Origin of the sequence: Streptomyces montanus (assembly GCF_005786655.1) — a bacterium.
In the GTDB taxonomy this organism is placed as follows: Bacteria; Actinomycetota; Actinomycetes; order Streptomycetales; family Streptomycetaceae; genus Streptomyces; species Streptomyces sporangiiformans.
The window spans coordinates 33,012-57,586 of record NZ_VBZC01000042.1 but is presented as its reverse complement, the minus strand read 5'-3'; the positions used below and the strand labels follow the sequence as shown (position 1 = coordinate 57,586).

The window sequence follows — 24,575 nt, the reverse complement described above, 5'->3', positions numbered from 1 at the left end:
GATTCCGAAAGGTTGCACCGACATGACAGACGCGCGGATCGCCAAGCTCTACGGCCGCAGGGTGTGGGACTCACGCGGTCGGCCGACCGTAGAGGTCGAGGCGCACCTCGCGGACGGTGCCGTCGGGCGGGCGATCGCACCGGCCGGGGCCTCCACCGGCCAGGGCGAGGCGCTCGACCTGCGTGACGGCGGCAGCCGCTTCGGGGGGCTCGACGTGCATCGCGCGGTGAGCTCGGTCAACACCGAGATCGCGCCCGCGCTCAAGGAACAGGACGCGGCCGACCAGGAGTTCATCGACCGGCTGCTGGTGAACCTGGACGGAACCAGCGACCGGAGCCGTCTCGGCGGCAACGCGATCGTGGCGACGTCCATGGCCGTGCTGCACGCCGCCGCGGCTTCGGCCGACAAGCCGCTGTGGCTTCATCTGTCGGGCGGCCGGCCCGTGCGGATCCCCCTGCCGGAGATCCAGATCTTCGGCGGCGGGGCCCATGCCGACCGCCGCGTCGACGTGCAGGACTTCATGGTCGTCTGCCCCGCGGCAGGCAGCTTCTCCGAGGCCCTGGACTGGACCGCGGAGATCTACCGGGCCGCCGGCAGCCTGATGCGCAAGGCGGGCAAGACCGGCGGCGTGGCCGACGAAGGGGGCTTCTGGCCGGCGTTCGACTCCAACGAGGAGGCACTGGAGACGCTGACCCTGGCCATCGAGAACGCGGGCTTCGCGCCCTCGGCGCAGGTCGGCATCTCCCTGGACATCGCGGCCTCGCAGTTCGGCAGCGCCGGGAAGTACCGGCTGGCCCTCGACGACCGAGCCCTGGACACCGATGCGTTGATCGAGATGCTCGGGCGCTGGATCGAGACGTATCCGATCCTGTCCATCGAGGACCCCCTCGGCGAGGACGATTCCGAGGGCATGATCGAGTTCACCCGGCGGTACGGAGACCGCTGTCAGGTGATCGGCGACGACTTCCTGGTGACGAACGCGACGCGCGTTCAGGCGGCGGCGGCCGACGGAGCGACCAACGCCGTGCTCATCAAACCGAACCAGGCCGGAACGGTCACCGAGGCGCTGGCCGCCCTCCGGGCCGGACAGGAAGCCGGTTTCGGAACGATCGTCTCGGCTCGCTCCGGCGAGTCCGAGGACGTCACCATCGCCCATCTGAGCGTCGGCTGGGACGCCGGGCAGCTCAAGGTGGGATCGTTCACCCGCTCCGAGCGCATGGCGAAGTGGAACGAGGTTCTTCGCATCGAAGAGGCGCTCGGGAATTCCGCGGAATTCAGCGGATGGTCGGCATTCACGTTCGCCGGTGCCACGACCTCCGCCGACGCGTCGACATATGACCTCAGTGCCGTGATACGACGCACCTCGTAAAACGGCCCCCAGGATTACAGTCATCGAAATCCAGAGCCGATCGGAGCACGGAGACCGACATGCTGCCCCCCGTAAATCTGCGCCCGAGTTTCAACATCACCCGATCCAGCCATGTGCGTCTCACCGTGGCCGACCTGGCCGAGAGCAAGAACTTCTACGTGAACGCACTGGGGCTCGTCGTCAGCGATGAGGACGAGCGCACCTGCTACCTCCGCGGCCTGGCCGAGGCCTGCCACCACAGCCTCGTCCTGGAGCTGGACGAGGAGGGCGCGGGCCGGAGCAAGAGGATCGGGTTCCGGGTCTTCTTCGACGAGGACCTCGACATCGCGTACGAGTGGTTCCGTGAGCGGGGACTGCCCGCCGAGTGGGTCGACCTCCCGTACCAGGGCCGCACCCTGCACGTCAGCGACCCGATCGGCACGCCGCTCGAACTGTGCGCCACCATGGAGACCCGGCCGCGGCTGCACATCAACTTCGAGCGGTACAAGGGTGCCCACGCGCAACGGCTGGACCACTACCAGATCTTCGCGCCCGACACCTACGAACTGTGCGCGTTCTACAGCGAGCTCGGCTTCCGCAACTCGGAGTACCTGGAGCGCGGCGACAAGCTGCTGGGCGCGTTCATGTACCGCAAGGGCACCTGCCTCGACCTCGCGATCATCGAGAACACCGGGCCCGCCCTGCACCACTTCGCCTACACCGTCTCCGAGAGCCGTGACATCTTCACCGCCTGCGACTGGGCGGGCATCCTCGGCTACGGCGACGGCGTGGAACGGGGCCCGGGGCGTCACGGCCCGGGCGGGATGCTCTTCGCCTACCTCCGCGACCCCGACGGCCACCGGGTGGAGGTCTTCAACAGCCACTACCAGACGATCGACACCGAGGTCGAACCCGTGCGCTGGGACGCGGCATCGCTGAGCACCAACGCACGCTGGGGCCTCCCGGCCCTGGAGAAGTGGTACTTCGAGGCGTCGCCCTTCGTCGGCGCGCAGCAGATCCCGCCGGCCGAGCAGCCGAATCCCATGTCGCTCGAGCGGTTCCTGCTCGAGCAGCCCATTCCCTGACCCTTCGCATTGTCCGTCCCCCAAGGAGACGCCATGGCACGAGTGCCCTACCTTCACCGCGAGGACTCCGACGAGTCACTGAAGCCCCTGTACGACCGGCTGGAGGCCGAGCGCAAGGTACCGACGGCGAACATCTTCCTCGCCCTCACCAACGCGCCCACGCAGCTGGACGCCTTTCTGACCTACGCCAACTCGCTGCGGGCCGCCGACCTCAGCCCGAAGCTGCGTGAACTGGCCATCCTGACCGTGGGTCACGCGACCCGGTCCGCGTACGAGGTCGCGCACCACCAGTCGCACGGCCTCAAGGCCGGGCTCACCGAGCAACAGCTCGCGGCGGTGGCCGACTTCGAGTCGTCCGACCTGTTCGACGCGACGGAGAAGGCGGTGATGCGCCTGGCCAAGGAATCCACGCTCAAGGTCGACGTCTCCGAGGAGACGTGGCGTGCCGCCGCCGAACACCTCTCGGACCAGCAGATGGTCGAACTGTCGTTGTCCATCGCCTGGTACAACTCCGGAGTCCGCATCATGGGTCTGCTGGACATCGACCTCGAGGACAATTACCCGAATCCCTTTCCGAATTCGTAGGGCTCGACGCCGAAAGGCCCACGAGGTCCTGGGAGATGACTGCCGAGCCGCCGGTCCGCTGCCTCGGTCGCCTAATTAATACCTTCGTCCCCGGTCGCCTGGGACGGAGCAGTTTCGAGGAGTATTTCAATGGCGAAAATGCTCGCCGCACGACTGCACGCGCTGGGTGAGCCGATGTCGGTGGACACGATCGACGTGCCCACCCCGCGGCCGACCGACGTGCTCGTGCGGGTCAAGGCGTGCGGGATCGTGCCGAACATGGCCAACGTGATCAACAACTGGCCCACGTGGTACCCGTACCAGCCGCTGCCCAGGCTGCCCGCGATCTTCGGCCTGGACCCCGCGGGCGTGGTCGAGGCGGTCGGCGAAGCGGTACTCAACACCAAGCCCGGCGACAGGGTGTATGTGAGCCCTCTGCGATCCTGCGGCAGCTGTCAGGTGTGCCGCGGCGGCGAACTCAGCCGGTGCCGCTACTTCACCCTGAACGGCTACTTCAGCACCTCCCGCGACGGCCAGCGGATCTTCGACCTCTACCCCTACGGCGGCTTCGCGGAGTACATGACCGCGCCGCAGCACGCGATCGTCGACATCCCGGACAACATGACGTTCGAGCAGGCCGGAAAGCTCGGCTACATCGGCACGTCCTACGGAGCCCTCAAACACGCCGCGGCCGGCCCCGGCCAGGTCGCGCTGATCGACGGGATCACCGGCACGCTCGGTGTCGCCTCGACCCTGCTCGCGCTGGCCTCGGGTGTCTCCAAGGTCCTCGGAACCGGCCGCAACGAGGACCTCCTCAAGCGCGTCAAGGAACTGGACCCGGACCGGATCGAGGTCATGCGGCTGGGCGATGGCTCCTCGGGAGAGTGGGCGAAATCCCGCACCTCCGGCGAGGGCGTGGACTTCGTGATCAGCGCCCTGGGCGCCAAGGCACCGGTGGAGACGATGCTGGACTCCATGCAGGGCGTCCGCCGCGGCGGCAAGGTGATCAACGTCGGCGGTGTGGGCGACCGGCTGCCCGTGGACGTCAAGTGGCTCATGGACGAGCAGGTCCAGCTGATCGGCTCCAACTGGTTCAGCACCGCGCAGGGCCAGGAAATCGCCGGCATGGTGGCCACCGGTGCCCTGGACCTGTCCTACCTGATCACCAAGTCCTTCCCGCTGTCCAAGGTCAACGAAGCGATCTCGGGACGCGCCACGGACCACGACGGCGGATTCAGCAACTACGTCGTCATCCCCTGACGCCCTCCGGGCCGGTGCGAGGACCGGTTCAAGGACCGGTGGCGGCCGCACTCCCGACCCGGCCCGCGGCTCACCCCGCGGCGATCCTGTTCTGCCCTGACGTCGCCGCGGGGTGTTCTTTTCCCCATCGGCCGTGTTCAGGGCCGGTGCTATCGTCAGCACACGTTTGGCAGGACGGAGGAGCCGGTGGAACTGCGCTGGCTGGAATCGTTCGTCGTCGTCGCGGAAGAACTGCACTTCGCGAGGGCGTCGGACCGTCTGCATCTGGCCCCGTCCGCGCTCAGCGCACAGATCAGGGCCCTGGAGTCGCACCTGGGCGTACGACTGATCGACCGCGGACGGCGCACGCGCCCAGCGCTGACCAGCGCCGGGCAGCTGTTTCTCGAGGAGGCGCAGCGCACTCTCGCACAGGCCGCCCGCGCCGAGGCCGTGGGACGGCGGGCGGGCCGCGGGGAGCTGGGGCACGCCGAGATCGCCTACGTGGCCTCGGCCGCCTTCTCCGGCGTACTCACCGATGTCCTCACCCGCTGCGCGGCTCCCGGCACCCAACTGACGGTGCAGGTGCGCGAGTTGGAGACACCTGCCCAGCTCGAGGCGCTGGCCTGCTCAGACATCGACGTCGGCTTCCTGCGCTGGAGGCCGGAGTACCCGCCGGGAATCACAGCCGACTGTCTGCTCACGGAAGAGGTCGTCGTGGCGCTGCCGGCCGGCGCGCCGCTGGCGGCGCACGAGGCCGTTCCGGCGGCGGAGTTGTGCCATGAGCGTTTCGTGGCCCCGCACTTCGACGAGGAGTACGGCTGCCGCGACCAGATCCTCGAAGTAGCGGACCAGGGGGGTTTCAGCCCGCAGTGCGCTCCCCCGGTACGGGACTTCATCGCCGCTCTCACGCTGGTGGGCGGCGGTCTCGCCGTGGCCCTGGTGCCGGATTCCCTGCGCCGCGTACGGATACCGGGGGTCACCTACCGTCCACTGGCGGACGTACGGCTGACCACCCGGCTGGTCGGCGCCTACCGCAAGGGCGAGACCTCGCCCGCGGTCCGCGGCGTGATCCGCCGCCTGCGGGAAGCGGCGGCCGCGACAGCTGTCGCCGAGTGACGCCGGGCCTCAGCCGGGCCTCAGCCGGGCCTCAGCCGCGCCCTCAACGGGGCATCATCCGGGCCTCAGTTGCCCTCGTAGGTGCGGGATTCGGGGGTGTCGCGGAAGACCTCCGCCGTGTGCTCGCCCAGGCCGGGCGGCGCCGAGTGGTACCGCGCGGGGGACGCGCTCAGTGCGATGGGGTGGGCGACCTGCCGGGACACCGTCGCGGGCGCCGGTCCGCCCGCCGCGGCGGGGACGGTGACGACGCCGGGCAGCCCGAGCCGCTCGGCGAAGGCGAAGGCCTCGTCGAGCGTGTTGACCGGGCCCGCGGGCACCCCGACGGCAAGCAGTGCGGCGGACCAGTGGTCGGCTCCGGCGGTGGCCAGCCGTTCGGCCAGCACCTTCCGCAGCTCCTCGCGGTGGGCCACCCGGTCGGGGTTGGTGCGGAACCGGTCGTCGTCCGCGAGACCCGGGCAGCCGAGGACGGCGGCCAGCGACGCGAACTGCCCGTCGTTTCCCACCGCGAGGGCAAGCGGACGGTCCGCGGTGGGAAAGGTCTCGTACGGGGCGATGCTGGGATGGGCGTTGCCCAAACGTCCGGGTACGACGCCCGCGACGGCGTAGCCGGACGCCTGGTTGACCATGGCCGACAGCAGCGAGCCGAGCAGGCTGACCTCGACGCGCTGTCCCTGACCGGTCGCGTCCCGGTGCCGCAGGGCCGCCATGATGCCCAGCGACGCGTGCAGACCGGTGATCACATCGACGAGGGCCACTCCTGCCTTCACCGGTTCGCCGTCGGGCTGTCCCGTCACGCTCATCAGCCCGCCGACGGCCTGGACCAGGAGGTCGTAGCCGGGGATCGCGGCTCCGCCGTCGGCCCCGAAGCCGCTGATGGAGCAGTAGACGAGGTGGGGGTGACCGGCCTTCAGGTCGTCGTAGCCCAGCCCGAGCCGCTCCATCGTGCCGGGCCGGAAGTTCTCCACGAGTACGTCGGACTCGGCGATGAGAGCCCGGGCCTGTGCGCGTCCGGTCTCGCTCGCCAGATCCAGAGCGACGGAGCGCTTGTTCCGGTTGACGCCCAGGAAGTAGGTGGACGTGCCGTTCTCGTCGGCCGGCGGACGCCACTGCCGGGTCTCGTCGCCCGTTCCGGGGCGTTCGACCTTCACCACATCGGCGCCGAGGTCGGCGAGGAGCATGGTGGCGTACGGTCCGGCGAGGACGCGGGAGAAGTCCGCGATCCGCAGACCCTCCAGCGCGCCGCGACCGCCCGCTTCCCCGGCAGCACCGGTATGTCCGCCGGGGGTGCCGTCCTTGGTGCCCACATCTGCCTCCTGGTGATCGTCGCCGGCTGCCGGGCCCCGCCCCGGGCGCGATCAGCGTGACTCGGCGCGATACGGCCGGTCAACGACGAAACGACGCATGTTTGTGCGCGGAAGACGTTCTGTCCGAGCAGGTCGGACGGGCTGTCGGCTGGCTACGCTCACCGAGCACCACAGGTCGTGGCGGCGTCGTGGGACGGTCGCCGGAGGGACGGAAGCATGGCAGCCATCAAGCATGTGGGGATCGTCGGCGCCGGGCAGATGGGCCGGGGCATCGCCGAGGTCTGCGCCCGGGCCGGACTGACCGTCGTGTTGTGCGACATGACCGAGGAGCGGGCCCGCGCCGGGCTGGCCGGTGTCGCGGACTCCCTGCTCAGGGCGGAGAAGCGCGGCACCCTCACTCATGAGGAGCGCGCGCATGCCCTGGCGGGCATCGCCGTGACCGGAGACCTCTCCCGGCTGGCCGGGGCCGATCTGGTCATCGAGGCCGCCGTCGAGGACGAGGAGGCCAAGACGGCCCTGTTCCGGACGCTGGACGAGGTGGTCACCGACCCGGCCACCGTGCTGGCCAGCAACACCTCCTCGATCCCCATCGCCCGGCTCGCCGCCGCGACCGGACGTCCGGAGGCGGTGGTCGGCCTGCACTTCTTCAACCCGGTCCCCGCCATGCCTTTGGTCGAGGTCATATCCTCGCTGCACACCTCGAAGGCCACGGAACTGCGCGTGCGTGCCTTCGCGGGCGACGTTCTGCGCAAGAAGACGATCATGGCCCAGGACCGTGCGGGCTTCGTGGTGAACTCCCTGCTGGTGCCGTACCTGCTGTCGGCGGTTCGGATGGTCAGCTCCGGCACGGCGACGGCCGAGGACATCGACACCGGGATGACGGCCGGCTGCGCCCACCCCATGGGGCCGTTGCGCCTGGCCGACCTCATCGGTCTGGACACGGTGGCGGCGATCGGGGAGGCGCTGTACGAGGAGTACCGGGAGCCGCTGTACGCCCCGCCGCCGCTGTTGCGCCGCATGGTCGAGTCGGGGCTGCTGGGCAGAAAGTCCGGACGGGGCTTCTTCAGCTATGAGACCGCCGCTGCCGTCGGCGCACGCACGTGACAACAAGGCTGCCATGACTGACAAGAGGGCTGCACCGACAAGAGGGCTGCCGCGACACGGGCCTTGACGCGTCAGGGCGTACGGGGGCTCATCCGCCGCGGCTCTCGCAGATGTCCTCGGGCGGCAGGAACGAGGGGTCGCCGCCGGTGTTCTCGCCCACCTGGACGCGTACGGTCTCCAGTTGCCGGAGCAGCGAGTCGAGGTGTTCCGCCGTGGGGTCCCCGAAGAATTCCAGCACCGCCCGATAGAAGACGTCGCGCAGCTCGGGCGGCATCGCGTCGGATGCGTCGAAGCACAACGTGCGGGCGCGCGAGGTGAGCAGGGAGTCGATCTCCTGCTCAATGGGGTCCGCGGACGCCGTCGGCGGCAGCCCGGCCATGTCGGGGAACAGCGGCCGCACGGGCGGGTCCGCCTCCGCCCGCCAGCGTTCCCGCCCGGCCGGGCTCGACAGCCGCTCCACCAGTTCCTGGGCCGCCGGGTCGTCGCTGAAGACGGCGGCCATGTCGCCCGCGACCTCGTACGCGTCCCGGTACTCGGGCAGCCCGTCCAGGAAGCGGGCCGAGGGCTCCACGCGAACGTCGTCGCCCGCGTACACGTACCGGATGAAGGCGCTCTGGTGCTCGTGCGTGCAGCCGAAACCGGGTGAGGCGAGCAGACCGCGCGGTTGCCCGTCGGAGTCGGGGAGGCCCTCGTACGACGTGGTCAGGGACCGCTCGACCGACGCCGGGGAGCGGTCTCCGAGCAGTCGCGCCCAGGTCGTCCAGGCGCGCTCGACGGCCGGGTCACGCCAGTCGAGCCGGCCCGTGGCCCACTCGGTGTACCGGTCGGGGCCCGCCTGGTGGAGCAGGATGTCCTCGATCCAGTCGGTGCCGGGCCAGCCGGAGGTGGCCTGCGAGGCAAGTCCCAGGCACCATTCGGGGTCGTCGCTCGGCGTGCCCTCCTTGCTCCACACCAGGCTCTTCAGATCGACCTTCAGCGGCACCCAGTACGTGCGCCGCCTGCTGTCCACGAGCAGGGTGGGAGCCCACGGCTCGTAGGCCCGCTCCGCGGTCTCCGGGGCGAGCGGCCTGAGCTTGCCGCGGCGGGCGTACTCGGTGAGTTCACCGATGCTGTTGAGGATGGCCACGTCCGGCGGGGCATCCGCCTCCAGTTGCGAGACGAGGGTCTCGCGCAGCGAGCGGGTGCCTTCGTATGTGTACGTGCGCCCGGTGCCGTCGTCCAGTTTCTTCAGGGCGTCTTCGAAGGCCTCGCCCTCCTTGCCGGTCCAGGGGCCGAGGACGACAAGCGGATCGGGGGTGTCCGACGTGCATCCGGGGGCGAGGGCGAGCAGGCAGACCACGAGGATGGCGCGCAGCACGCGGCTCACAAGACGGTTCGTGCGACATCTCGGGCTCATGGGGCGGCTCCGGGGCGGAGGACCACGAGGTACTCGCGGCGGTAGGCGTGCAGGGCACCGCCGGCGAGGGCCGCGGCGACCAGGCCCGCGGGGAACACGAACGGGGCGACGCCGTCCAGGAAGGCGAGCCGCCCGTCGGCCAGACCGTCGTCGACGCGGGACTCCAGGACCTCGATCGCCTGCGGGTCCGGGCCGTCGAAGGGGCGCTCCTCTGCGACCGTCTCGGTCTCCGGCGAGGTCCGCTTGACGAGCGTGTCCGCCAACACCACGGCCTCGCGCTGCGCGTGCTGGGCGAGCAGCGCGTCGGCGGTCAGGAGCGGTACGGCGAGCAGGGGCAGGGCGGCGGCCGCGAGGGGGACGCTGAGCCGGATCCGGAAGCGGCGACGGAGGAAGGAAACCGTCCGCCACAGCCCGGCGGCGAGCAGCCCGAAGGCGAGCCCGGAGACGATTGCGGCGGCGATCACGCCCGCGCCCCAGGCGGCCCGGTCCGCGAACCGCTCGCGCAGTTGCCGCTCCAGACCCGTCACCCGGTCCACGATCGAGGTCGCGGCGGGGCCGGTCCCGGGCGGGCACGGCGGATAGCGGTCCTCGCGGTCCGCGGCCTTGAGGGGCTCCGAGCAGAGCATGCTGCGCGCGTACGTCAGTTCGGCCTCACGCAGGACCGGGTCGGTCGCGTGTCCCTGGGCCCTGGCGATCCAGCCCGTGTAGTCCACGACGAGCGCGGACACCACGCGCAGCTCCTGCTCCTCGGCGACGGTCAACGCCCCGCTGCCCGTGACCTGGTTCAGGCTCTGCGCCGCCCGCGCGATCCGCGTGCGGTACCGCTCGCTGAGCCCGCTGAGCTCCCCCGCCCGCCCCTCGTCGAGGCTCTTCTCGGCCTCGCTCTGCGCGATGAGCAGCGAGGCCTTGGCGTCCGCGAGGTCGACGAGCGCGGGCGCCACCCGGTCTCGTATGGATGCGGAGTCGCCGCGCACGCCCGCGTACGCCCACCCGAAGGCTCCGAAGGCCACCACGGCGAGCAGCGGCAGGGCGACGAGCCGGTCCCGCAGATACGCGCGGTTGCGGCGGTCGGTGGTGGACGGCCAGGCGTAGCGCCAGACGCGGTCGGCGAGTTCGGCGGCGACGGCGCGCGCGGCCCGGGCGCTGCGGCGGAGCCGCGACGGCGGCGGAGGGTCGGTCCTCGTGACCCGCGTCGTCCGCCCCGCGCCTTCCGGGGTGTCGTGTCGGCTCCCGGTTTCCACGGTGGCGGCCGGACCTGTCCGGGGCCCGGCCTCGGCGGGCCGCTCGGTCCGCCCGGTCCGCCCGGTGCGCCGGAGGCACGCGGTCCGCGGCGATAAGCCCCGGTTCACTCGCGGGCCGTCCGGGGGCTCTTCCCCGACGGCGTGTGGGCGATCGTCCGGAGCCAGTCGGCGGCTCTCTTCCCGAACCATGGTCTGTCCCTGTGATGTCGGAAGGCGAGCGGGCGGACTTCATAGGCGAGGTCCAGCAGGGTCTCGGCGACGGCCGCGTCCTCGGGGGCGGCGGAACGGGCGGCCTGGTGGGCGAGGGCCCGGTAGAGCCGGGACAGGTCCTTGTGCAGGCCGGGCTCGTCGGGCGGGAGGCCGAGCCGTGTGTCGGCGCCCGCGGCCAGCGCGGCGAGCCCCGCCTCGTCGAGGGCGCCCCGCAGCAGTGCGTCCCGCACGGCTTCCCACACCTCGGCGGTCATACGAGCCCGTGCCCCCTCGTCGGTCAGGCCGTGCGCGTGGAAGAGCAGAGCGAGGCGTTGCAGCACCTCGCGCAGCCGCTCCAGCACTTCACCATCGTGTTCGGGGGTCCGCACATGCTCGACGCCGATGCGTACGGCCGCCGTACGGGCGGCGGTCCGGTGCCGCGAGTGCTGCGGCACCGCGTCCAGTTCTCGCACGGCTTCTTCGCGCGCCGTCTCGTCGCCCAGCGCGAGGCGGGCCCGCACGGCACCGAAGGCGGCGCTGCCCAGCGATGGGTTGCGCAGCCGCACGGCCTCGTAGAAGGTCAGCGCCTCGTGCCACCGTTCGAGGTGCTCGGCACAGTAGCCGAGGGCCAGCTTCGGCGCGTACTCGCCGGGGATCGCCGCGTACACCCGGTCGAAGTGCCGCCTGGCCGCGGTCACTTGGTCCCGGGCGAGCGCGAGCAGCCCGCGGTGCCAGTCAAGCCGCCAGTCGTACGGGGCGCGTTCGGGGCCGATCGACTCCTCGGCGGCCCGCAGCTCGCGCTCGGCGGCCTCGGGACCGTCGGCCGGGGATCTCAACCGGAGTCGGCAGCGCAGCAGATGGACCTCGGAGGAGGCACGCCAGTCCGCGGTGTGCTGCAGGAGCGCTTCCGGTGCGGCGTCGGCCAGCCGGCTGACTTCGGCGTGGTGGTCGTCGTACGGGTCGGGGCGCGGGACGGGCAGTCGCTGCGCGACCTCGGCGGGCGACGGCGGCGCATACGGAGAGGGGGGCTCCGGCGCGGCCCAGCGCGCGAGGGGCGGCGCGGATCCGAGCGCCCCGTCGAGCGCGTACGCGGACTGGAGGAAGAGCGGCGACGGCTCGAAGGTCTCCGTGCCCGTCCGCAGCGACCTCAACTCACGGAAGACCCCGCGCAGTTGCTGCTCCATCTCCCGGGCGTCGGCGAACCGTTCCGTCCGCTCGCTCCGGGTCGCGCGGTGCAGCACACGGGCGAGCGAGACGAGACCGAGACCGTGGGGAGCGGGGGCGGTCATCTCCTCGGCCGCCGGAACCGCCGAGGCGCCCAGCGTGCCGAGGTCACTGAGTCCGGCCAGGTCCTGCGGCGAGGTACCGAGCCCGCTCAGCCGCCGCAGCGTCTCGCCCAGGCTGAACAGGTCGTCCTGGCCCGTCGACTCGCCGTCCGGGCCCACGGTCGGGGCGCGGAACCCCTCCGTCGTCAGACCGGGCAACTCGGCCGCGCGCACGCTCCCCACATCGATGATCTTCGTCGCGGTGCCGTCGTGCATGACGTTGTCCGGCTTCAGATCGCCGTAGACCTTGCGGGGACGGTCGGCGTGCAGGTGCCCGAGCGCGGACAGGATCCGCACGCCGTACGCGAGCACGAACTCGTGGAAACGGCCACCGCCGAACTCGCGCGGGATGAGCTGCGCCCGGGCCCGCACCTCCTCCAGAGTGAGCCCGTCCACGTACTGGAGCACGAGGAAGTCACCGACTTCGGGGTGATGCCCGTAGTTGAAGACGCGGATGATGTCGTCGTGGGTGAGTTCGACCAGGGCCCGCCGCTCCTGAGCCAGTGCGCCCGCCGCGGCTGCCGCCTGCTCGGGGTGCAGGATCTTGATGGCGACCTCACGGTCGTCGACGTTGGTGTCGAGTGCCAGGTAGACCTCGCCCATCCCGCCGTCGCCGAGCGGCCGGATCAGTCGGTACTGGCCGAGCAGCTCCCCGGGCGGCAGCGGCAGCTCCTCCGGGTCGCTGCCGCGGGACGCCGCCCGCTCCAGCAGAGTGATCGAGGGCAGCACGGTGGGGTCCGGGTTCTCCTCGGGAAGCTCAACCTGCGCGGCCCGCAGGAACATCGGCTGCCCGGCGACGACGAACGGCCCCAACGACCCCTCGGATTCCGGCACTTCGCCGGACGCACCTCTGCCGGAATCCGGCACTTCACCGGACGCACCTGTGTCCGTATCCCCCATGCCTCCTCAGAATAGGCCCGAGCGGAGGGAATTGACTCCTCGCGTTCCGCCCGGGAACCGTGGTGGCCCCGATGCCGGCACTGAGGTTAAAGCGCGGGCAGACCCGCGCTGCCCGGCAGCGGTGTGGTCGCCGACCGGCCCGCGAGCACCTCGAGGACGTTGTCCACGGCGAGATCGACCATGGCGGCCCGGGTGGCCTCGGTGGCCGAGCCGATGTGAGGAAGCGTCACCACATGGGGGTCACCGACCAGCGGCGACAGCTCGGCACCCATCGGTTCGCGCTCGAAGACGTCCAGGCCCGCCGAGTGGATGACCCCGCCGCGCAGCGCCCGGAGAAGTGCGTCCTCGTCGACGACACCACCCCGCGAGGTGCTGACCAGGGTGGCGGTGGGCTTCATGGCCGCCAGCTCGGCGGCGCCGATGAGATGGCGGGTCTCCGGGGTCAGGGGGACGTGCAGCGAGACCACGTCGGCCTCGGCGAGCAGGGTGGGCAGGTCCACGGACTTGGAGGGCGGATCCTGGGTGTCCTCGGGCGCGAACGGGTCATGGTGCAGCAGGCGCATACCGAAACCCTGGGCCCGCCGGGCCACCGCGCGCCCGATCTGGCCGTACCCGACCACGCCGAGCGTGGCACCGTGCACGTCCAGGCCCAGGTAGTCGCCCATCCGGAACATGTCCCACTGCCCGGCGGCGAGGGAGTCGCGGGCGGCTCCGAGCCGCCTGCGCGCCATCAGGATGAGCGCGAAGGTGAGATCGGCGGTGGTCTCGGCGAGCACGCCGGGGGTGTGGGTGACCACGACGCCGCGCTCGGCCGCCGCGTCCCGGTCCACCGCGTCGAATCCCATGCTGGCCAGTGCGACGACCTTCAGTGAGGGGCCGGCTGCGTCGAGCAGGGCGGCGTCGACCCGGTCGTTGCCCAGGCAGAGGATGCCGCTCACCCCGGCGGCGAGGGCGTGCAGCTCGGCCGGTTCGGGCTTGCCCTGCCCGTTCCAGCGCACCAGGTCCCACCGCGTGGCCAGCCGGTCGAGGCCCCCTCCGGGCAAGTCGGGACGGGTGGTGAGCACTCGCTGCGCCATACGCGACTCCCTCATTTTTTCCACTGAATGGAAACTTTATCTACTCAACGGAAAATATCGTTCGCACCGCCGCCCGGCTATGTCAACCATTGAGTGAAAATCACTTCCGTTCAGTGGTAATTTGCCTGCTGTGAGCACCAGCGAAGTTCCGGCCGATGTCGTGGGCCGGGCGATCCGGCTGCTCGTCCTGGTCGGCGAGCATCCGCACGGCATCACACTGTCGGCACTGGCCCGCGAGAGCGGCGTTCCCGTCAGCACCTCACACCGGCTGGTCAACTCCCTCTGCCGCGAGGGCCTGGTGGAGTTCGAGGCCGCCGGCAAGCGCTACAAGCCGGGCCTGCGACTGTTCCAACTCGGCCAGCAGGCAGGCCAGGTGTACGGATTCGCCGGCACCGCCCTCCCCGTGATGCAGCGCGTGACGCGGCAGACCGAGGAAGCCACCCTGATGTCCGTACTCGACGGCACCCGGCATCTGTACGTGCACTACGTGGACGGCCCCCTGCCGGTCGGCGTGCGCAGCGAGCCCGGCCGCCACGGTCCGCTGCACTGCACGTCGATGGGCAAGGTCCTCATCGCCTTCGCCCCCGAGGATGTGCGCGCCGACCTCCTGGACCGCGTCGAACTCACCCCGCACGGACCGAACAGCATCACCGACCGCGACATCCTGCGCGAAGACGTCGCCCGCGTCGCCGAACGCGGCTACGCCACGGCCGACGAGGAGCACCATCCCGGTCTGCGCGCCGTGGCCGTCCCCGTCCTGCGTCCCGACGGCAGCGTCTTCGCGGCCCTGTCCACCGCCGCGCCCGCCTTCCGCCGCAGCCTGGACGATCTGGTCGGCATGGTGCCGCTGCTCCAGGCGGCGGCCTCCGAACTGGGCGTCCGGCTGCCCGCCCGCTGACCCCAACTCCGCCTGCAACAGGCCAGTCTCCCCGACCCCCGCGTGCCCGAGTTACGCGGGGGTTTCGCGTGCATCAACCTCCCGCAAGGGGGTTGACGCCTCCCGAGGGAATAGCGAAACTCCTCTCATCTGAGAATCTGTTCTCACTCTGGCCTGGAATCGACGCCAGGCGGGACGTGCCGACGAAGCGAGGATGAGGCGCACGTGACAACACAGGATTCGCCGGTCAGGCTCAGCAACGGTTGGACCCGCCCCGATCGGGATCTGGTCGCCGCATTCGCCCGCTACCCGGTCGCGAACATCGCCGACGCCATGGACCGGCTCGGTGTGTGCACCGGCGCGATCTCGCCAGTGTGGGCGGGGGCCCGCTGCGCCGGGCCCGCGCTGCCGATCCTCACGGCAGCGGGCGACAACGCGGCCGTCATCGAGGTACTGGAGCACATCGAGCCAGGTGACATCGTCGTCGTCAACGGCCTCGGCCATGAGGACAGGGCGCTGGTCGGGGAGAACCTCTCGGAGCGGTTCGCGGCCGCGGAGGCCGCCGGAGCCGTGATCGACGGCGCGGTCCGCGACCGGGCCGCCATCGAGAAGATGAGCTTCCCCGTCTTCGCCAGGGCCATCACTCCGGCCGGCCCCTTCAAGAACGGGCCGGGCGTCATCGGCGAACCCGTCGCCGTCGGCGGAGTCGTCGTCGCCCCCGGCGACATCGTGGTCGCCGATGAGGACGGTGTCGCCGTCGTCGCCCAGGGCAGGGCCCCGGAAATCCTCGAACGCGTCGCTGCCGTCGCCGAGCGCGAGGCCGCGCTCGCCGCCGAAATGGGCCGCTACTCCTGAACCCCCCGAACTCCTGAAAAGCCGAACTCCTGAACACCCCGGGAGCGTTCGCCCGGGAAACCCCCCGCACTCGCCGAGGGGCGGCTCGTACAGCCGCACCTACCCGCAGCAAGGAATCAGCAGCATCCACCAGTTCCAGCCAGATCAATTGATCGGAGAAAGACCTTGGCCACCACCATTGCTGCTTCATCGGGGGTCGAACGGACCACAGTCAGGCGCGCCACCGCCGCCGGTGCCATCGGCTCGTTCGTCGAGTGGTACGACTACGGCATCTACGGCCTCCTCGCCGGGACCCTGTCCACGGCGTTCTTTCCCGGGGACGCCGACTCCGCGCTTCTGCTGACCTACGCGGGATTCGCCGTCAGCTTCGCCATCCGGCCTTTCGGGGCGGCGATATGCGGCTACCTGGGCGACAGAATAGGCCGCAAGCGGCTGCTCGCCGCGCTCATTCTTCTGATCTCCGGGGCGACCGCCGCCATCGGTGTCCTGCCGACGTACAAGGCCATCGGATGGGCCGCACCCGTCCTGCTGATAGGTCTGCGTCTGCTCCAGGGGTTCTCCGCGGGCGGCGAGGTCGCCGGGGCCATGTCCTTCGTCGCGGAACACGCCGAGGACAAACGGCGTGGCTTCACGACGAGTTGGCTCCCCGTCGGCTCCTTCGTCTCCCTCCTCGCGGGCTCCCTCCTCGCCCGGCTCCTCATCGAGACCCTGGGTCAGGACGCCATGAACAGCTGGGCATGGCGGATACCGTTCCTGGTGGCCGTTCCGCTGGGGGCGGTCGGTTTCTACATCCGCTCGAAGCTGGAGGACACCCCCAGGTTCCAGGCGGTCATGGAATCGCGGAACGTGTCCCACAATCCCGTCAAGGAAGCCCTGACCTCCCGGGAGCACCTCAAGGCCATCGGCCTCGCCATCGCGCTGCCGGCGCTCAATGGGCCGGGCTACTACATCGTCTTCGTCTACATGCCCACCTACCTGTCCACGGAGCTGGAGTTCACTCCGTCGAACGCGCTCCTGGTCACCGCGGCGGGCCTGCTCGCGATCAGCGTCACCATCCCCTTCATGGCGCGGCTGTCCGACCGGTTGGGCCGCAAGCCCGTGCTGGCGGGCTCGGCACTGGCCATGGCCATCCTCGGCTACCCCTGCTTCCAGCTCATCTCGCACGGCAGCGTGGCGGCGGCCAGCCTGGGTGCCGTCCTTCTGGCGGTGGGCTTCGCCGGACACGCGGGCGTCATCCAGGTCACCCTGACCGAGCTGTTCCCGACCCGCGTGCGCTACAGCGCGTACAGCATCGGCTTCAGCATCACCACGGCCCTCTTCGGCGGCGCCGCTCCCCTGCTCATGACGTATCTGATCGACCGGACCGGCGACAAGGGCGTGCCCAGCTACGCCGTCGTCCTCACAGCGCTCATCACCTTCGTCACCGCCCTGGCGCTCAAGGAGACGTCCGGTAAGCCGCTGCGCGACAACTGATCCCCTCGCGATCTTCCTCGCGATCCCCCTCTGATCCCCTCGTGATCGCTCCTCCACCCCCCACAGTTGGGAACCCCGATGACGGAGAAAGCCGAAGTGCGCCATGAATCCCGCTGGCGGGTGGGGTTCGACATCGGCGGCACCTTCACCGACCTCGTCCTCCTGGACGACGCCACCGGCGGTACGTACCGGCACAAGACCCTCACCACCCCGGCCGACCCCTCCGAGGGCGCCTACAACGGTCTGGTCAGCCTCCTCGAACTCGCCGGGCTCCAGGCCCGCGACGTCACCTCACTGATCCATGGCACCACCCTCGCCATCAACTCCCTCCTCGAACGCAAGGGCGCCAGGACCGCGTTCGTCGCCACCAAGGGATTCCGTGACGTCCTGGTCCTCGGCCGCGAGTACCGCTACGACATCTACGATCTGGACGGATCCCCCGCCCCGCCGCTCCTCCCCCGGTCCCAGGCGTTCGAACTGGAGGAGCGAGTCAGCGCCGCCGGAGAGGTCGTCCGCCCGCTGCGCGAGGAGGACATCGTCCAACTGGCCCGCCGGCTGCGGGAGGAGGAGTACGAAGCGGTCGCCGTGCTCTTCCTGCACAGTTACGCCTGGCCCGCGCACGAGCAGGAGGCCGCCCGCATCCTCGCCCGCGAACTGCCCGGGGTCAGCGTCTCCGTGTCGCACCACGTCTCCCGGGAGATCCGCGAGTACGACCGGGGCGTGCTGACCGCGATGAACGCGTTCATCCAGCCCAAGGCCAAGAGGTACATGGCGCGGCTCGACGAGAAGCTGCGTGCCGGTGGATTCGCCGGGGACTGGCTGGTGATGGGGTCGCACGGTGGCCTCATGGCGCCGTCCGTGGCGGGCGAGTTCCCGACCCGCATCATCGAGTCGGGGCCCGCCGCGGGTGTCGTCGCCACCGCCGACTTCGCCAGGAAGGGCGGACACAAGGAGGTGCTCGCCTTCGACATGGGCGGCACCACCGCCAAGGCATGTCTGGTGCGCGGCGGCGAGCCCTCCATCACCACCGACTACGAGGTGGGACGCGCCGACCGGCTGCTCAAGGGCAGCGGACTGCCGGTGAAGCTCCCCGTCGTCGACATGATCGAGATCGGGGCCGGCGGCGGCAGCATCGCCCGCGTCGACGCACTCGGGCTGCTGGAGATAGGTCCCGAGAGCGCGAGCGCCGACCCGGGGCCCGCCTGCTACGGCAAGGGCGGCACCGAGCCGACCGTCACGGACGCCAACGTCGTCCTCGGGCTGCTCGATCCCGGGTCCTTCCTGGGCGGCCGGATGACCCTCGACGTGGAAGCGGCACGAACCGCGCTCGCGAAGGTCGCCGAGCCGCTGGGCCTGACCGTCGAGGAGGCGGCCTGGGGCATCCACGAGGTCGCCAACAACAAGATGGCCGAGGCGCTGCGCACCCACGCGGTCGAGAAGGGCGTCAACCCGGCGAACCTCACCATGCTGGCCTTCGGCGGCGCCGGGCCGAGCCACGCCTACTCACTCGGCAAGCTGCTCGGCGTCCGCGAGGTCTTCTTCCCGGCCGGGGCCGGTGTCTACTCGGCGTTCGGACTGCTGACCGCGCCGCCCACCTCGGACTTCGTCCGTGCCGACCGCCGCCGGCTCGACGAGAACATCGACCTGGCCGCCGTACAGACGGTGTTCGAGGACGGATTCGCCGAGGCGCTCACCGTCCTCGACGCGACCGGTGTCGATCGGGCCTCGGTCCAGCGCGAGTACCTCGCCGATGTCCGCTACGTCGGCCAGGGCTCCGAACTCACCGTCCGCGTACCGGAGTCGTTCCTCACCGACGGCGACTCCGCCGCGCTCGTGGGCGAGTTCGAAGTGGCGCACCGGCGCCGGTTCGGGCGCATCCTGCCCGGGGTGCCCGCCGAGGTGGTGAACTGGCGCGGCCGCGCCCGTACCGAAGCGCCGACGGTCGCCTCCCCGGACCAGACCGCGGACGCGGGTGCCGCCCTCGCACACCGCACCGTCTCGATCTACGCCGGCCGCGAGTCGGGCCGCCGCGACGCACCGCTGGTCCACCGGGCGGGCTTTCCCGTCGGCCGGAAGATCGACGGGCCCGCGCTCATCCAGGAAGACGAGTGCGCCATCTACGTCGGTCCCGACGCGACCGCGATCCTCGACGAGCACGGCAACATCCTGATGGAGGTCAACTGATGCCTGCCCAGGCCCAGGTCAACCTGGACGATCCGATCACCCTGCGCATCACCTGGGACCGTCTCGTCTCCATCTCCGAGGAAGCGGCCACCACGCTGGTGAACATGGCGTTCTCCAGCATCGTGCGCGAAGTAGGCGACTACTCCTGTCTGTTGATGGACGCCGAGGGCAACTCCCTGGCCCAGCCCAAGACCAGCATTCCCGTCTTCATCGGCACCCTGCCCGCGACCGTCCGCCACTTCCTGAAGAAGTTCCCGGCCGAGACACTGCGCCCCGGTGACAGCCTCATCACCAACGACCCGTGGCTCGGCACCGGCCAGCTCAACGACGTGACGATCGCGACCCCGATCTTCATCGACGGCGAACTCGTCGCGTTCTCCGGCTCGGTCGCCCATATGTCCGACATCGGCGGCACCCTCAACATGGGCTCGGCGCGCGAGGTCTACGAGGAGGGCTTCCGCATCCCGCCGAGCAAGCTGATCGACGCGGGACAGCCCAACGAGCAGCTCCTCGAACTCTTCCTCTCCAATGTCCGCGCCCCCGACCAGGTCCAGGGCGATCTCCAGGCCATGCTCGCCGCCAACCACGTGGGCGCGGAAGGACTGTTGGCGCTCATGGGCGACCTCGGGCTCGACCGGGTCGACGAACTCGCCGCCAAGATCCACCAGTTGACCGAGAACGCGATGCGCCGGGCCATCGCCGACGTACCGGACGGACGCTACGAGGCGTCTGTCGACATCGGCGACTTCGAGGGGGACATCCACCTCAACGTGGCCATCGAGGTGTCCGGCTCCGACATCACCGTGGACTTCACGGGCTCCTCGCCCGAATCGGCGTACGGCACCAACTGCCCGATGTGCTACACGTACGCCTACACCGTCTATCCGCTGAAATGCCTGCTGGAGCCCAACCTCCCCAACAACGAGGGCTGCTTCCAGCCGATCACCGTCACCGCGCCCGAGGGATCCATCGCCAACGCCCAGCGCCCGCGCGCGGTCGAGATGCGCAACCGGATCGGCCACATGGTGCACGCCGCGATCTTCACCGCGCTGGCGGAGGTCCTGCCCGACCGGGTCATGGGCCACTCCGGCAGCGCCCCCGTCACCGTGGACGTCCTGTCGGGCACCCGCGCCGACGGCACCCGGTTCGTGGAGAACCTCTGCGTCAACGGCGGCACCGGCGCCCGCCCGCACGGCGACGGCGTGATCGCCGCCTTCCCGGGCAACATGTCCGCGACCCCGATCGAACTCCTGGAGTCCTCGGCCCCCGTGCTGTTCGAGGCGAAGGAGATCATCCCCGACTCGGCCGGCGCCGGACGGTACCGGGGCGGACCGGGTCAGCGCATGGTCATCCGCAACATCGGCGACCGGCCCGTCACCCACTCGATGTTCTACTCGCGCATGCAGCACGTGGCCGAGGGTGTTCTGGGCGGCGAGCCCGGCACACCCAACCGGGTCCTCGTCAATGGCGAGCCGCATCCGCAGCCGGTGGGGCGGCACGATCTGCGGCCGGGAGATGTGATCGACATCGAACTCCCCAGCGGCGGCGGCAAGTTCCCGCCCGGCGAGCGCGACCGAGAGGCCATCCTCGCCGACCTGGCCGAGGGCATCCTCACGTCTGAGGGCGCCCGGCGCGCCTACGGCTGGGAGGACTGATGGGACTCCTTGAGGGAAAGACCGCGCTGGTCACCGGGGCGGGCACCGGCATCGGCCGGGAGTCGGCGCTGCTGCTCGCGGCCGAGGGCGCGACGGTGGTCCTCGTCGGGCGCCGGCAGCACATCCTCGACGAGGTCGCCGCCGTCATCAAGGACGCCGACGGCACGGCCCTCACCCGCTCCACGCACATCGAGAACGCGGACGAGGTACGGGAGTTGGTCGAGTGGGCGAAGGACGTGGCCGGGCCCGTCGACATCCTCGTCAACAACGCGGGCAGCGCCGGCAAGGTGCTCAACGTCCGCTGGATCAGCGAGGCCGAGTGGAACGCCGTCATGGGCGTCAACCTCACCGCGGTCTATCTGCTCACCCAGGCCGTGCTCCCGGACATGCTGGCGCACGGCGGCGGCACGATCGTCACAGTGTCCTCGCTCGCCGCGGTACGGCCCAATCTCCTCGGCGGGGCCGCGTACGGCGCGGCGAAGGCGGGGGTGCGCAACTTCATGACGTATCTGCACAACACCTTCCGCAACGACATGATCCGCGCGACCTGCATCCTGCCCGGCGAGGTGAACACGCCGATCATGGACAACCGCGCCGCCCCGCCGAGCGAGGAGACACGGGCGGCCATGGTGCAGCCGGAGGACGTGGCGCGAGCCGTGCTGCTGTGCGCCTCACTGCCGCAGCGGACGGTCGTCGAGGAGCTGGTGATCGCCCCCACCCTGCTGCGGGACACGTCCGCCGACATCGAGACCAGCCGCTGGGTCGGGGCTCCGGAGGACGTCCGCGACAACACCGCACCGTGAATGAGAATGCTTTCGCATATGATAAGAAGTATGCAGAAGGGAACAGGTCGCATCGTGCCCAGCTTCCGCCCCTCGGACGCGGTGATCCGTGTCGAGGAGACGTCACTCCGAGTCCAGCAACCGCAGTCCCGCGGCGATCTGATATCGCTCGCGATGGGCGAGCCCGACGTACCCACGCCCCGGCAGGTGCGAGCCTCGCTCGCCGCCGCGGTCGAGGACGGCTACACCCACTACGCGCCCCAGCTCGGCGATCCCGAGCTGAGGGCCGTGCTGGCGGAGAAGACCGGCATCGACGACATCCTCATCACCCACGGCGGCAGCGGCGGCCTGTCCGCGGCGATCCTCGCCATCGTCAACCCGGGCGACAAGGTGGTCGTCCCGGACCCGACCTACTCGCTGTACGCCGACCTCGTACACATGGCCGGGGGCACCTGCGTCCACGTACCGGTCGGCGACGATCTGCACTGGGATCCGGAGGCGCTCGCGGACGCGCTCACCGACGCCAAGCTGTTCGTCTACTGCAATCCGTGCAACCCCACAGGCGTGGTGCACACGGCGAAGGAGCTGCAGGTACTCGGCGAACTCCTCGCCGGCACTGGCACCCTGGTGCTCGCGGACGAGGCGTACAGCGACCTCGTGCACACCGGCGAACCATTCGTCTCCGCCCTCGACCTCCCGGTACTCGCCGAACGCACCATCTACTGCCAGACGTTCTCCAAGGCGTACGCCATGACCGGCTGGCGCATCGGCTACCTCGCCGGCCCCGCGGAGGTCATCGCGGCCGCCGCACGGGTCCACAACACCGCCAACAACGTGATGAACAGCGCCGTACAGCGCGCCGCCCTCACCGCGGTGCGCGAATGCGACGAGGATGTACGTGCCATGGCGGAGGACTACGGCCACCGCCGCGACCTGATGCTGCACGCCCTCGCCGATGTCCCGGGCATCCACTTCGCCGAACCCGAGGGAGCCTTCTACGTGTTCCCCTCGTACGACATCGACCTCCCCTCGGTCCAGGTCGTCGCTGCGCTGCGCGAGCACGGCGTCGCCGTCCGGCCGGGGAGCGAGTTCGGCGCCCGGGGCGAGGGTCACCTGCGGCTGTCGTACGCTGCCAGCCCGGAATCCATCACCGAGGGGGTCCGCCGACTGGCTCGCGGCCTCTCGGCCCTAAGCTGAACGGTGAATTCGCATGCAACGGGAGAGCCGCCCCATGCGCAGTGACACGGAGCGCAACCGCAGGCAGCTCATCAAAGCCGCCGCGCGACTGTTCGAGAACTCGCCGACCCCGGTCAGCCTGGCCGAAATCGCCAAACACGCCGAGGTGTCCACCGCGACGGCATACCGGCACTTCTCCTCCGTCGAGGAGATCCTGCATGCCTTCCGGTCACAAGTGGGCTCCGAGCTACGCGAGTTCAGCGAGCGGCAGACCACCCGGGGCATGACCAGGCTCGAGGCGGTGTCCCGCTACTGGGTGTCGCTCGTTCTCGAACACGGCGGGGCGATGGCGCAGATGCGCTCGCACCGCGGATACCTGGAGCGGCTGCGCGAGGGCACCGGTTATCTCGCTCCGCAGGCTAAGGCACTCGCCGAGCCGCTGCGGCAGACCACCGAGGAACTCGGGCTCGGCGACCTGGGCGACGAGGCCCTGTTCCTGTGGAACGCCCTGTTCGACCCCCGCGACATCCTCGACCTCATCAAGAGCGGACGCACGGAGGAAGAGGCCGCCACCCGCCTGGTGGCCGCACTGCGCGGCGCCCTCATCGGCTGGGCCACGACGAAGGACCAGCCCGATGGGCGCCTCAGGTAAGCCACCAGGGCGTCAATTCCTCCTACTTCACGCCGCTGGGAGGAGACAAACAAGCCAACGGGCAGCCGAACAAGGCGGGTTGGGGCCGACGATTCACGTGAGTCGAGCCGGGGGGAATAACGTGGGCGTCCACGACCAGTGGTCGACGGTTTCGTTTTTCTCACCGCGCACACACAGGAGCGTCCATGACTGATGAGGCAGAGAACTCCAAGCAGGAGGCGCTCTCCAAGATCGATACCTCCGTGCCGCAGTCGGCTCGGATCTGGAACTACTGGCTGGGAGGGAAGGACAACTACGAAGTCGACCGTGTGGCCGGTGACGCGTTCCGCAAGATCTTCCCCGGTATCGAGACCGGAGCCCGCGCCGCCCGCTACTTCCTCGCCCGCGCCGTTCGTCATCTGGCCGCCGAGGAGGGCATCCGGCAGTTCCTGGACATAGGCACCGGGCTGCCCAATGTGGACAACACCCACGAGATCGCCCAGCGGGTGGTACCCGAATGCCGGATCGTCTATGTCGACAACGACCCGTTGGTGCTGGCACACGCCCGAGCGCTGCTCACCAGCACCCCGGAAGGTGTCACCAACTATGTCGACGCCGACCTGCGTGAGCCGAGCACCATTGTGCGGGAAGCCGGGAAGACGCTCGACTTCGACCAGCCCGTCGCTCTCATGCTGATGGGCATCCTGGGCCACATCGAGGACTACGACGAGGCACGCTCGATCGTGCGGCAGCTGGTGGACGCTCTGCCCTCCGGCAGCTACCTCGTGCAATACGACAGCACCAACACCAGTGAGTCCTACGTCGAAGCCATCCAGCAGTACAACGAGGGCGGCTCGATCCCGTACATCCTCCGCAGCCCTGAGCAGATCGCGGGCTACTTCGACGGTCTGGAACTGCTCGAACCGGGCGTGGCGTCGTGCTCGCGCTGGCGTCCCGACGCCGGCGCCTGGGGCCTGCCCGCGGAGGTGCATCAGTACGGCGGTGTCGCCCTCAAGCGCTGAAGCCTGCTAGGGCCTGTCGACTGCCGGCCCACG

General features: G+C 70.2%; 20 protein-coding genes. 15 read left to right on the top strand and 5 right to left on the bottom strand.

The genetic code is table 11. From position 1 onward, the window contains the following. Positions 1-22 precede the first annotated feature (22 nt). From eno to FE633_RS31490, 5 genes are all read left to right on the top strand, one after another. On the top strand, positions 23-1,369 hold the full coding sequence (gene eno, locus FE633_RS31510) for a phosphopyruvate hydratase (protein WP_138048580.1): 1,347 nt from the start codon (positions 23-25) through the stop codon (positions 1,367-1,369). 59 nt (positions 1,370-1,428) lie between these two features. After that, positions 1,429-2,433, top strand: coding sequence for a VOC family protein (locus FE633_RS31505; protein WP_138048579.1), 1,005 nt, complete (start codon positions 1,429-1,431; stop codon positions 2,431-2,433). 33 nt (positions 2,434-2,466) lie between these two features. Continuing rightward, positions 2,467-3,018 (top strand): carboxymuconolactone decarboxylase family protein, encoded by a 552-nt coding sequence (locus FE633_RS31500; protein WP_138048578.1) that lies wholly within the window; start codon positions 2,467-2,469, stop codon positions 3,016-3,018. 129 nt (positions 3,019-3,147) lie between these two features. Next, positions 3,148-4,257 (top strand): alcohol dehydrogenase catalytic domain-containing protein, encoded by a 1,110-nt coding sequence (locus FE633_RS31495; protein ID WP_138048577.1) that lies wholly within the window; start codon positions 3,148-3,150, stop codon positions 4,255-4,257. A 186-nt stretch (positions 4,258-4,443) separates the two neighbouring features. Beyond that, positions 4,444-5,352 carry a LysR substrate-binding domain-containing protein gene (locus tag FE633_RS31490; RefSeq protein WP_138048576.1) on the top strand — a complete coding sequence of 303 codons (909 nt, stop codon included), beginning with the start codon at positions 4,444-4,446 and terminating at the stop codon, positions 5,350-5,352. Positions 5,353-5,417: 65 nt separating this feature from the next. Here FE633_RS31490 and FE633_RS31485 read toward each other — a convergent pair whose 3' ends face one another. Continuing rightward, positions 5,418-6,656 (bottom strand): CaiB/BaiF CoA transferase family protein, encoded by a 1,239-nt coding sequence (locus FE633_RS31485; RefSeq protein WP_138048575.1) that lies wholly within the window; start codon positions 6,654-6,656, stop codon positions 5,418-5,420. A gap of 216 nt (positions 6,657-6,872) precedes the next feature. Between FE633_RS31485 and FE633_RS31480 the strand changes: the two genes are divergently transcribed. After that, positions 6,873-7,760, top strand: a complete 888-nt coding sequence (locus tag FE633_RS31480; RefSeq protein WP_138048574.1) for a 3-hydroxybutyryl-CoA dehydrogenase — start codon at positions 6,873-6,875, stop codon at positions 7,758-7,760. 88 nt (positions 7,761-7,848) lie between these two features. On the opposite strand, the gene FE633_RS31475 is transcribed toward FE633_RS31480, so the two are convergent. The 4 genes from FE633_RS31475 to FE633_RS31460 form a co-directional block, all read right to left on the bottom strand. Continuing rightward, on the bottom strand, positions 7,849-9,126 hold the full coding sequence (locus tag FE633_RS31475; protein ID WP_171060186.1) for a type 2 periplasmic-binding domain-containing protein: 1,278 nt from the start codon (positions 9,124-9,126) through the stop codon (positions 7,849-7,851). 26 nt (positions 9,127-9,152) lie between these two features. Next, positions 9,153-10,397, bottom strand: a complete 1,245-nt coding sequence (locus tag FE633_RS31470) for a hypothetical protein (protein WP_246113919.1) — start codon at positions 10,395-10,397, stop codon at positions 9,153-9,155. 104 nt (positions 10,398-10,501) lie between these two features. Next, the gene (locus FE633_RS31465; protein ID WP_246113918.1) at positions 10,502-12,745 is read right to left on the bottom strand and encodes a serine/threonine protein kinase; all 2,244 of its coding nucleotides are present in this window, start codon (positions 12,743-12,745) and stop codon (positions 10,502-10,504) included. Positions 12,746-12,897: 152 nt separating this feature from the next. Next, the gene (locus FE633_RS31460) at positions 12,898-13,887 is read right to left on the bottom strand and encodes a 2-hydroxyacid dehydrogenase (protein WP_138048572.1); all 990 of its coding nucleotides are present in this window, start codon (positions 13,885-13,887) and stop codon (positions 12,898-12,900) included. 130 nt (positions 13,888-14,017) lie between these two features. Between FE633_RS31460 and FE633_RS31455 the strand changes: the two genes are divergently transcribed. The 9 genes from FE633_RS31455 (at position 14,018) to FE633_RS31415 (ending at position 24,542) form a co-directional block, all read left to right on the top strand. Continuing rightward, positions 14,018-14,785, top strand: coding sequence for an IclR family transcriptional regulator (locus FE633_RS31455; RefSeq protein WP_138048571.1), 768 nt, complete (start codon positions 14,018-14,020; stop codon positions 14,783-14,785). 204 nt (positions 14,786-14,989) lie between these two features. Further along, positions 14,990-15,619, top strand: coding sequence for an RraA family protein (locus FE633_RS31450; protein ID WP_138048570.1), 630 nt, complete (start codon positions 14,990-14,992; stop codon positions 15,617-15,619). 165 nt (positions 15,620-15,784) lie between these two features. Then, the gene (locus tag FE633_RS31445; RefSeq protein ID WP_138048569.1) at positions 15,785-17,092 is read left to right on the top strand and encodes an MFS transporter; all 1,308 of its coding nucleotides are present in this window, start codon (positions 15,785-15,787) and stop codon (positions 17,090-17,092) included. A gap of 78 nt (positions 17,093-17,170) precedes the next feature. Beyond that, complete coding sequence (locus FE633_RS31440; protein WP_138048568.1) at positions 17,171-19,276, top strand: hydantoinase/oxoprolinase family protein; 2,106 nt, start codon at positions 17,171-17,173, stop codon at positions 19,274-19,276. Continuing rightward, positions 19,276-20,931, top strand: coding sequence for a hydantoinase B/oxoprolinase family protein (locus FE633_RS31435; RefSeq protein ID WP_138048567.1), 1,656 nt, complete (start codon positions 19,276-19,278; stop codon positions 20,929-20,931). Before FE633_RS31440 ends, FE633_RS31435 begins: the two co-directional genes overlap by 1 nt. Continuing rightward, a complete protein-coding gene (locus FE633_RS31430) occupies positions 20,931-21,734 on the top strand; it encodes an SDR family NAD(P)-dependent oxidoreductase (protein ID WP_138048566.1) in 804 nt (267 codons plus the stop codon). Before FE633_RS31435 ends, FE633_RS31430 begins: the two co-directional genes overlap by 1 nt. Positions 21,735-21,764: 30 nt before the next feature. Continuing rightward, entirely contained in the window at positions 21,765-22,910 is a 1,146-nt protein-coding gene (locus tag FE633_RS31425; RefSeq protein WP_138048565.1) for a pyridoxal phosphate-dependent aminotransferase, read from the top strand. 34 nt (positions 22,911-22,944) lie between these two features. Then, entirely contained in the window at positions 22,945-23,541 is a 597-nt protein-coding gene (locus tag FE633_RS31420; protein WP_138048564.1) for a TetR/AcrR family transcriptional regulator, read from the top strand. Between the two features lie 185 nt (positions 23,542-23,726). Further along, positions 23,727-24,542: an SAM-dependent methyltransferase gene (locus tag FE633_RS31415; protein WP_138048563.1), complete on the top strand. Its 816-nt coding sequence runs from the start codon at positions 23,727-23,729 to the stop codon at positions 24,540-24,542. Positions 24,543-24,575: the final 33 nt, after the last annotated feature.

Excerpts from the sequence above, each read along its gene's own strand:
- FE633_RS31500 (WP_138048578.1), top strand. The coding sequence starts at position 2,467 with ATGGCACGAGTGCCCTACCTTCACCGCGAGGACTCCGACGAGTCACTG.
- FE633_RS31435 (WP_138048567.1), top strand. The coding sequence starts at position 19,276 with ATGCCTGCCCAGGCCCAGGTCAACCTGGACGATCCGATCACCCTGCGC.
- FE633_RS31430 (WP_138048566.1), top strand. The coding sequence starts at position 20,931 with ATGGGACTCCTTGAGGGAAAGACCGCGCTGGTCACCGGGGCGGGCACC.
- FE633_RS31480 (WP_138048574.1), top strand. The coding sequence starts at position 6,873 with ATGGCAGCCATCAAGCATGTGGGGATCGTCGGCGCCGGGCAGATGGGC.
- FE633_RS31460 (WP_138048572.1), bottom strand. The coding sequence starts at position 13,887 with ATGGCGCAGCGAGTGCTCACCACCCGTCCCGACTTGCCCGGAGGGGGC.
- FE633_RS31440 (WP_138048568.1), top strand. The coding sequence starts at position 17,171 with ATGACGGAGAAAGCCGAAGTGCGCCATGAATCCCGCTGGCGGGTGGGG.
- FE633_RS31505 (WP_138048579.1), top strand. The coding sequence starts at position 1,429 with ATGCTGCCCCCCGTAAATCTGCGCCCGAGTTTCAACATCACCCGATCC.
- FE633_RS31495 (WP_138048577.1), top strand. The coding sequence starts at position 3,148 with ATGGCGAAAATGCTCGCCGCACGACTGCACGCGCTGGGTGAGCCGATG.
- FE633_RS31420 (WP_138048564.1), top strand. The coding sequence starts at position 22,945 with ATGCGCAGTGACACGGAGCGCAACCGCAGGCAGCTCATCAAAGCCGCC.
- FE633_RS31425 (WP_138048565.1), top strand. The coding sequence starts at position 21,765 with ATGCAGAAGGGAACAGGTCGCATCGTGCCCAGCTTCCGCCCCTCGGAC.
- FE633_RS31415 (WP_138048563.1), top strand. The coding sequence starts at position 23,727 with ATGACTGATGAGGCAGAGAACTCCAAGCAGGAGGCGCTCTCCAAGATC.
- eno (WP_138048580.1), top strand. The coding sequence starts at position 23 with ATGACAGACGCGCGGATCGCCAAGCTCTACGGCCGCAGGGTGTGGGAC.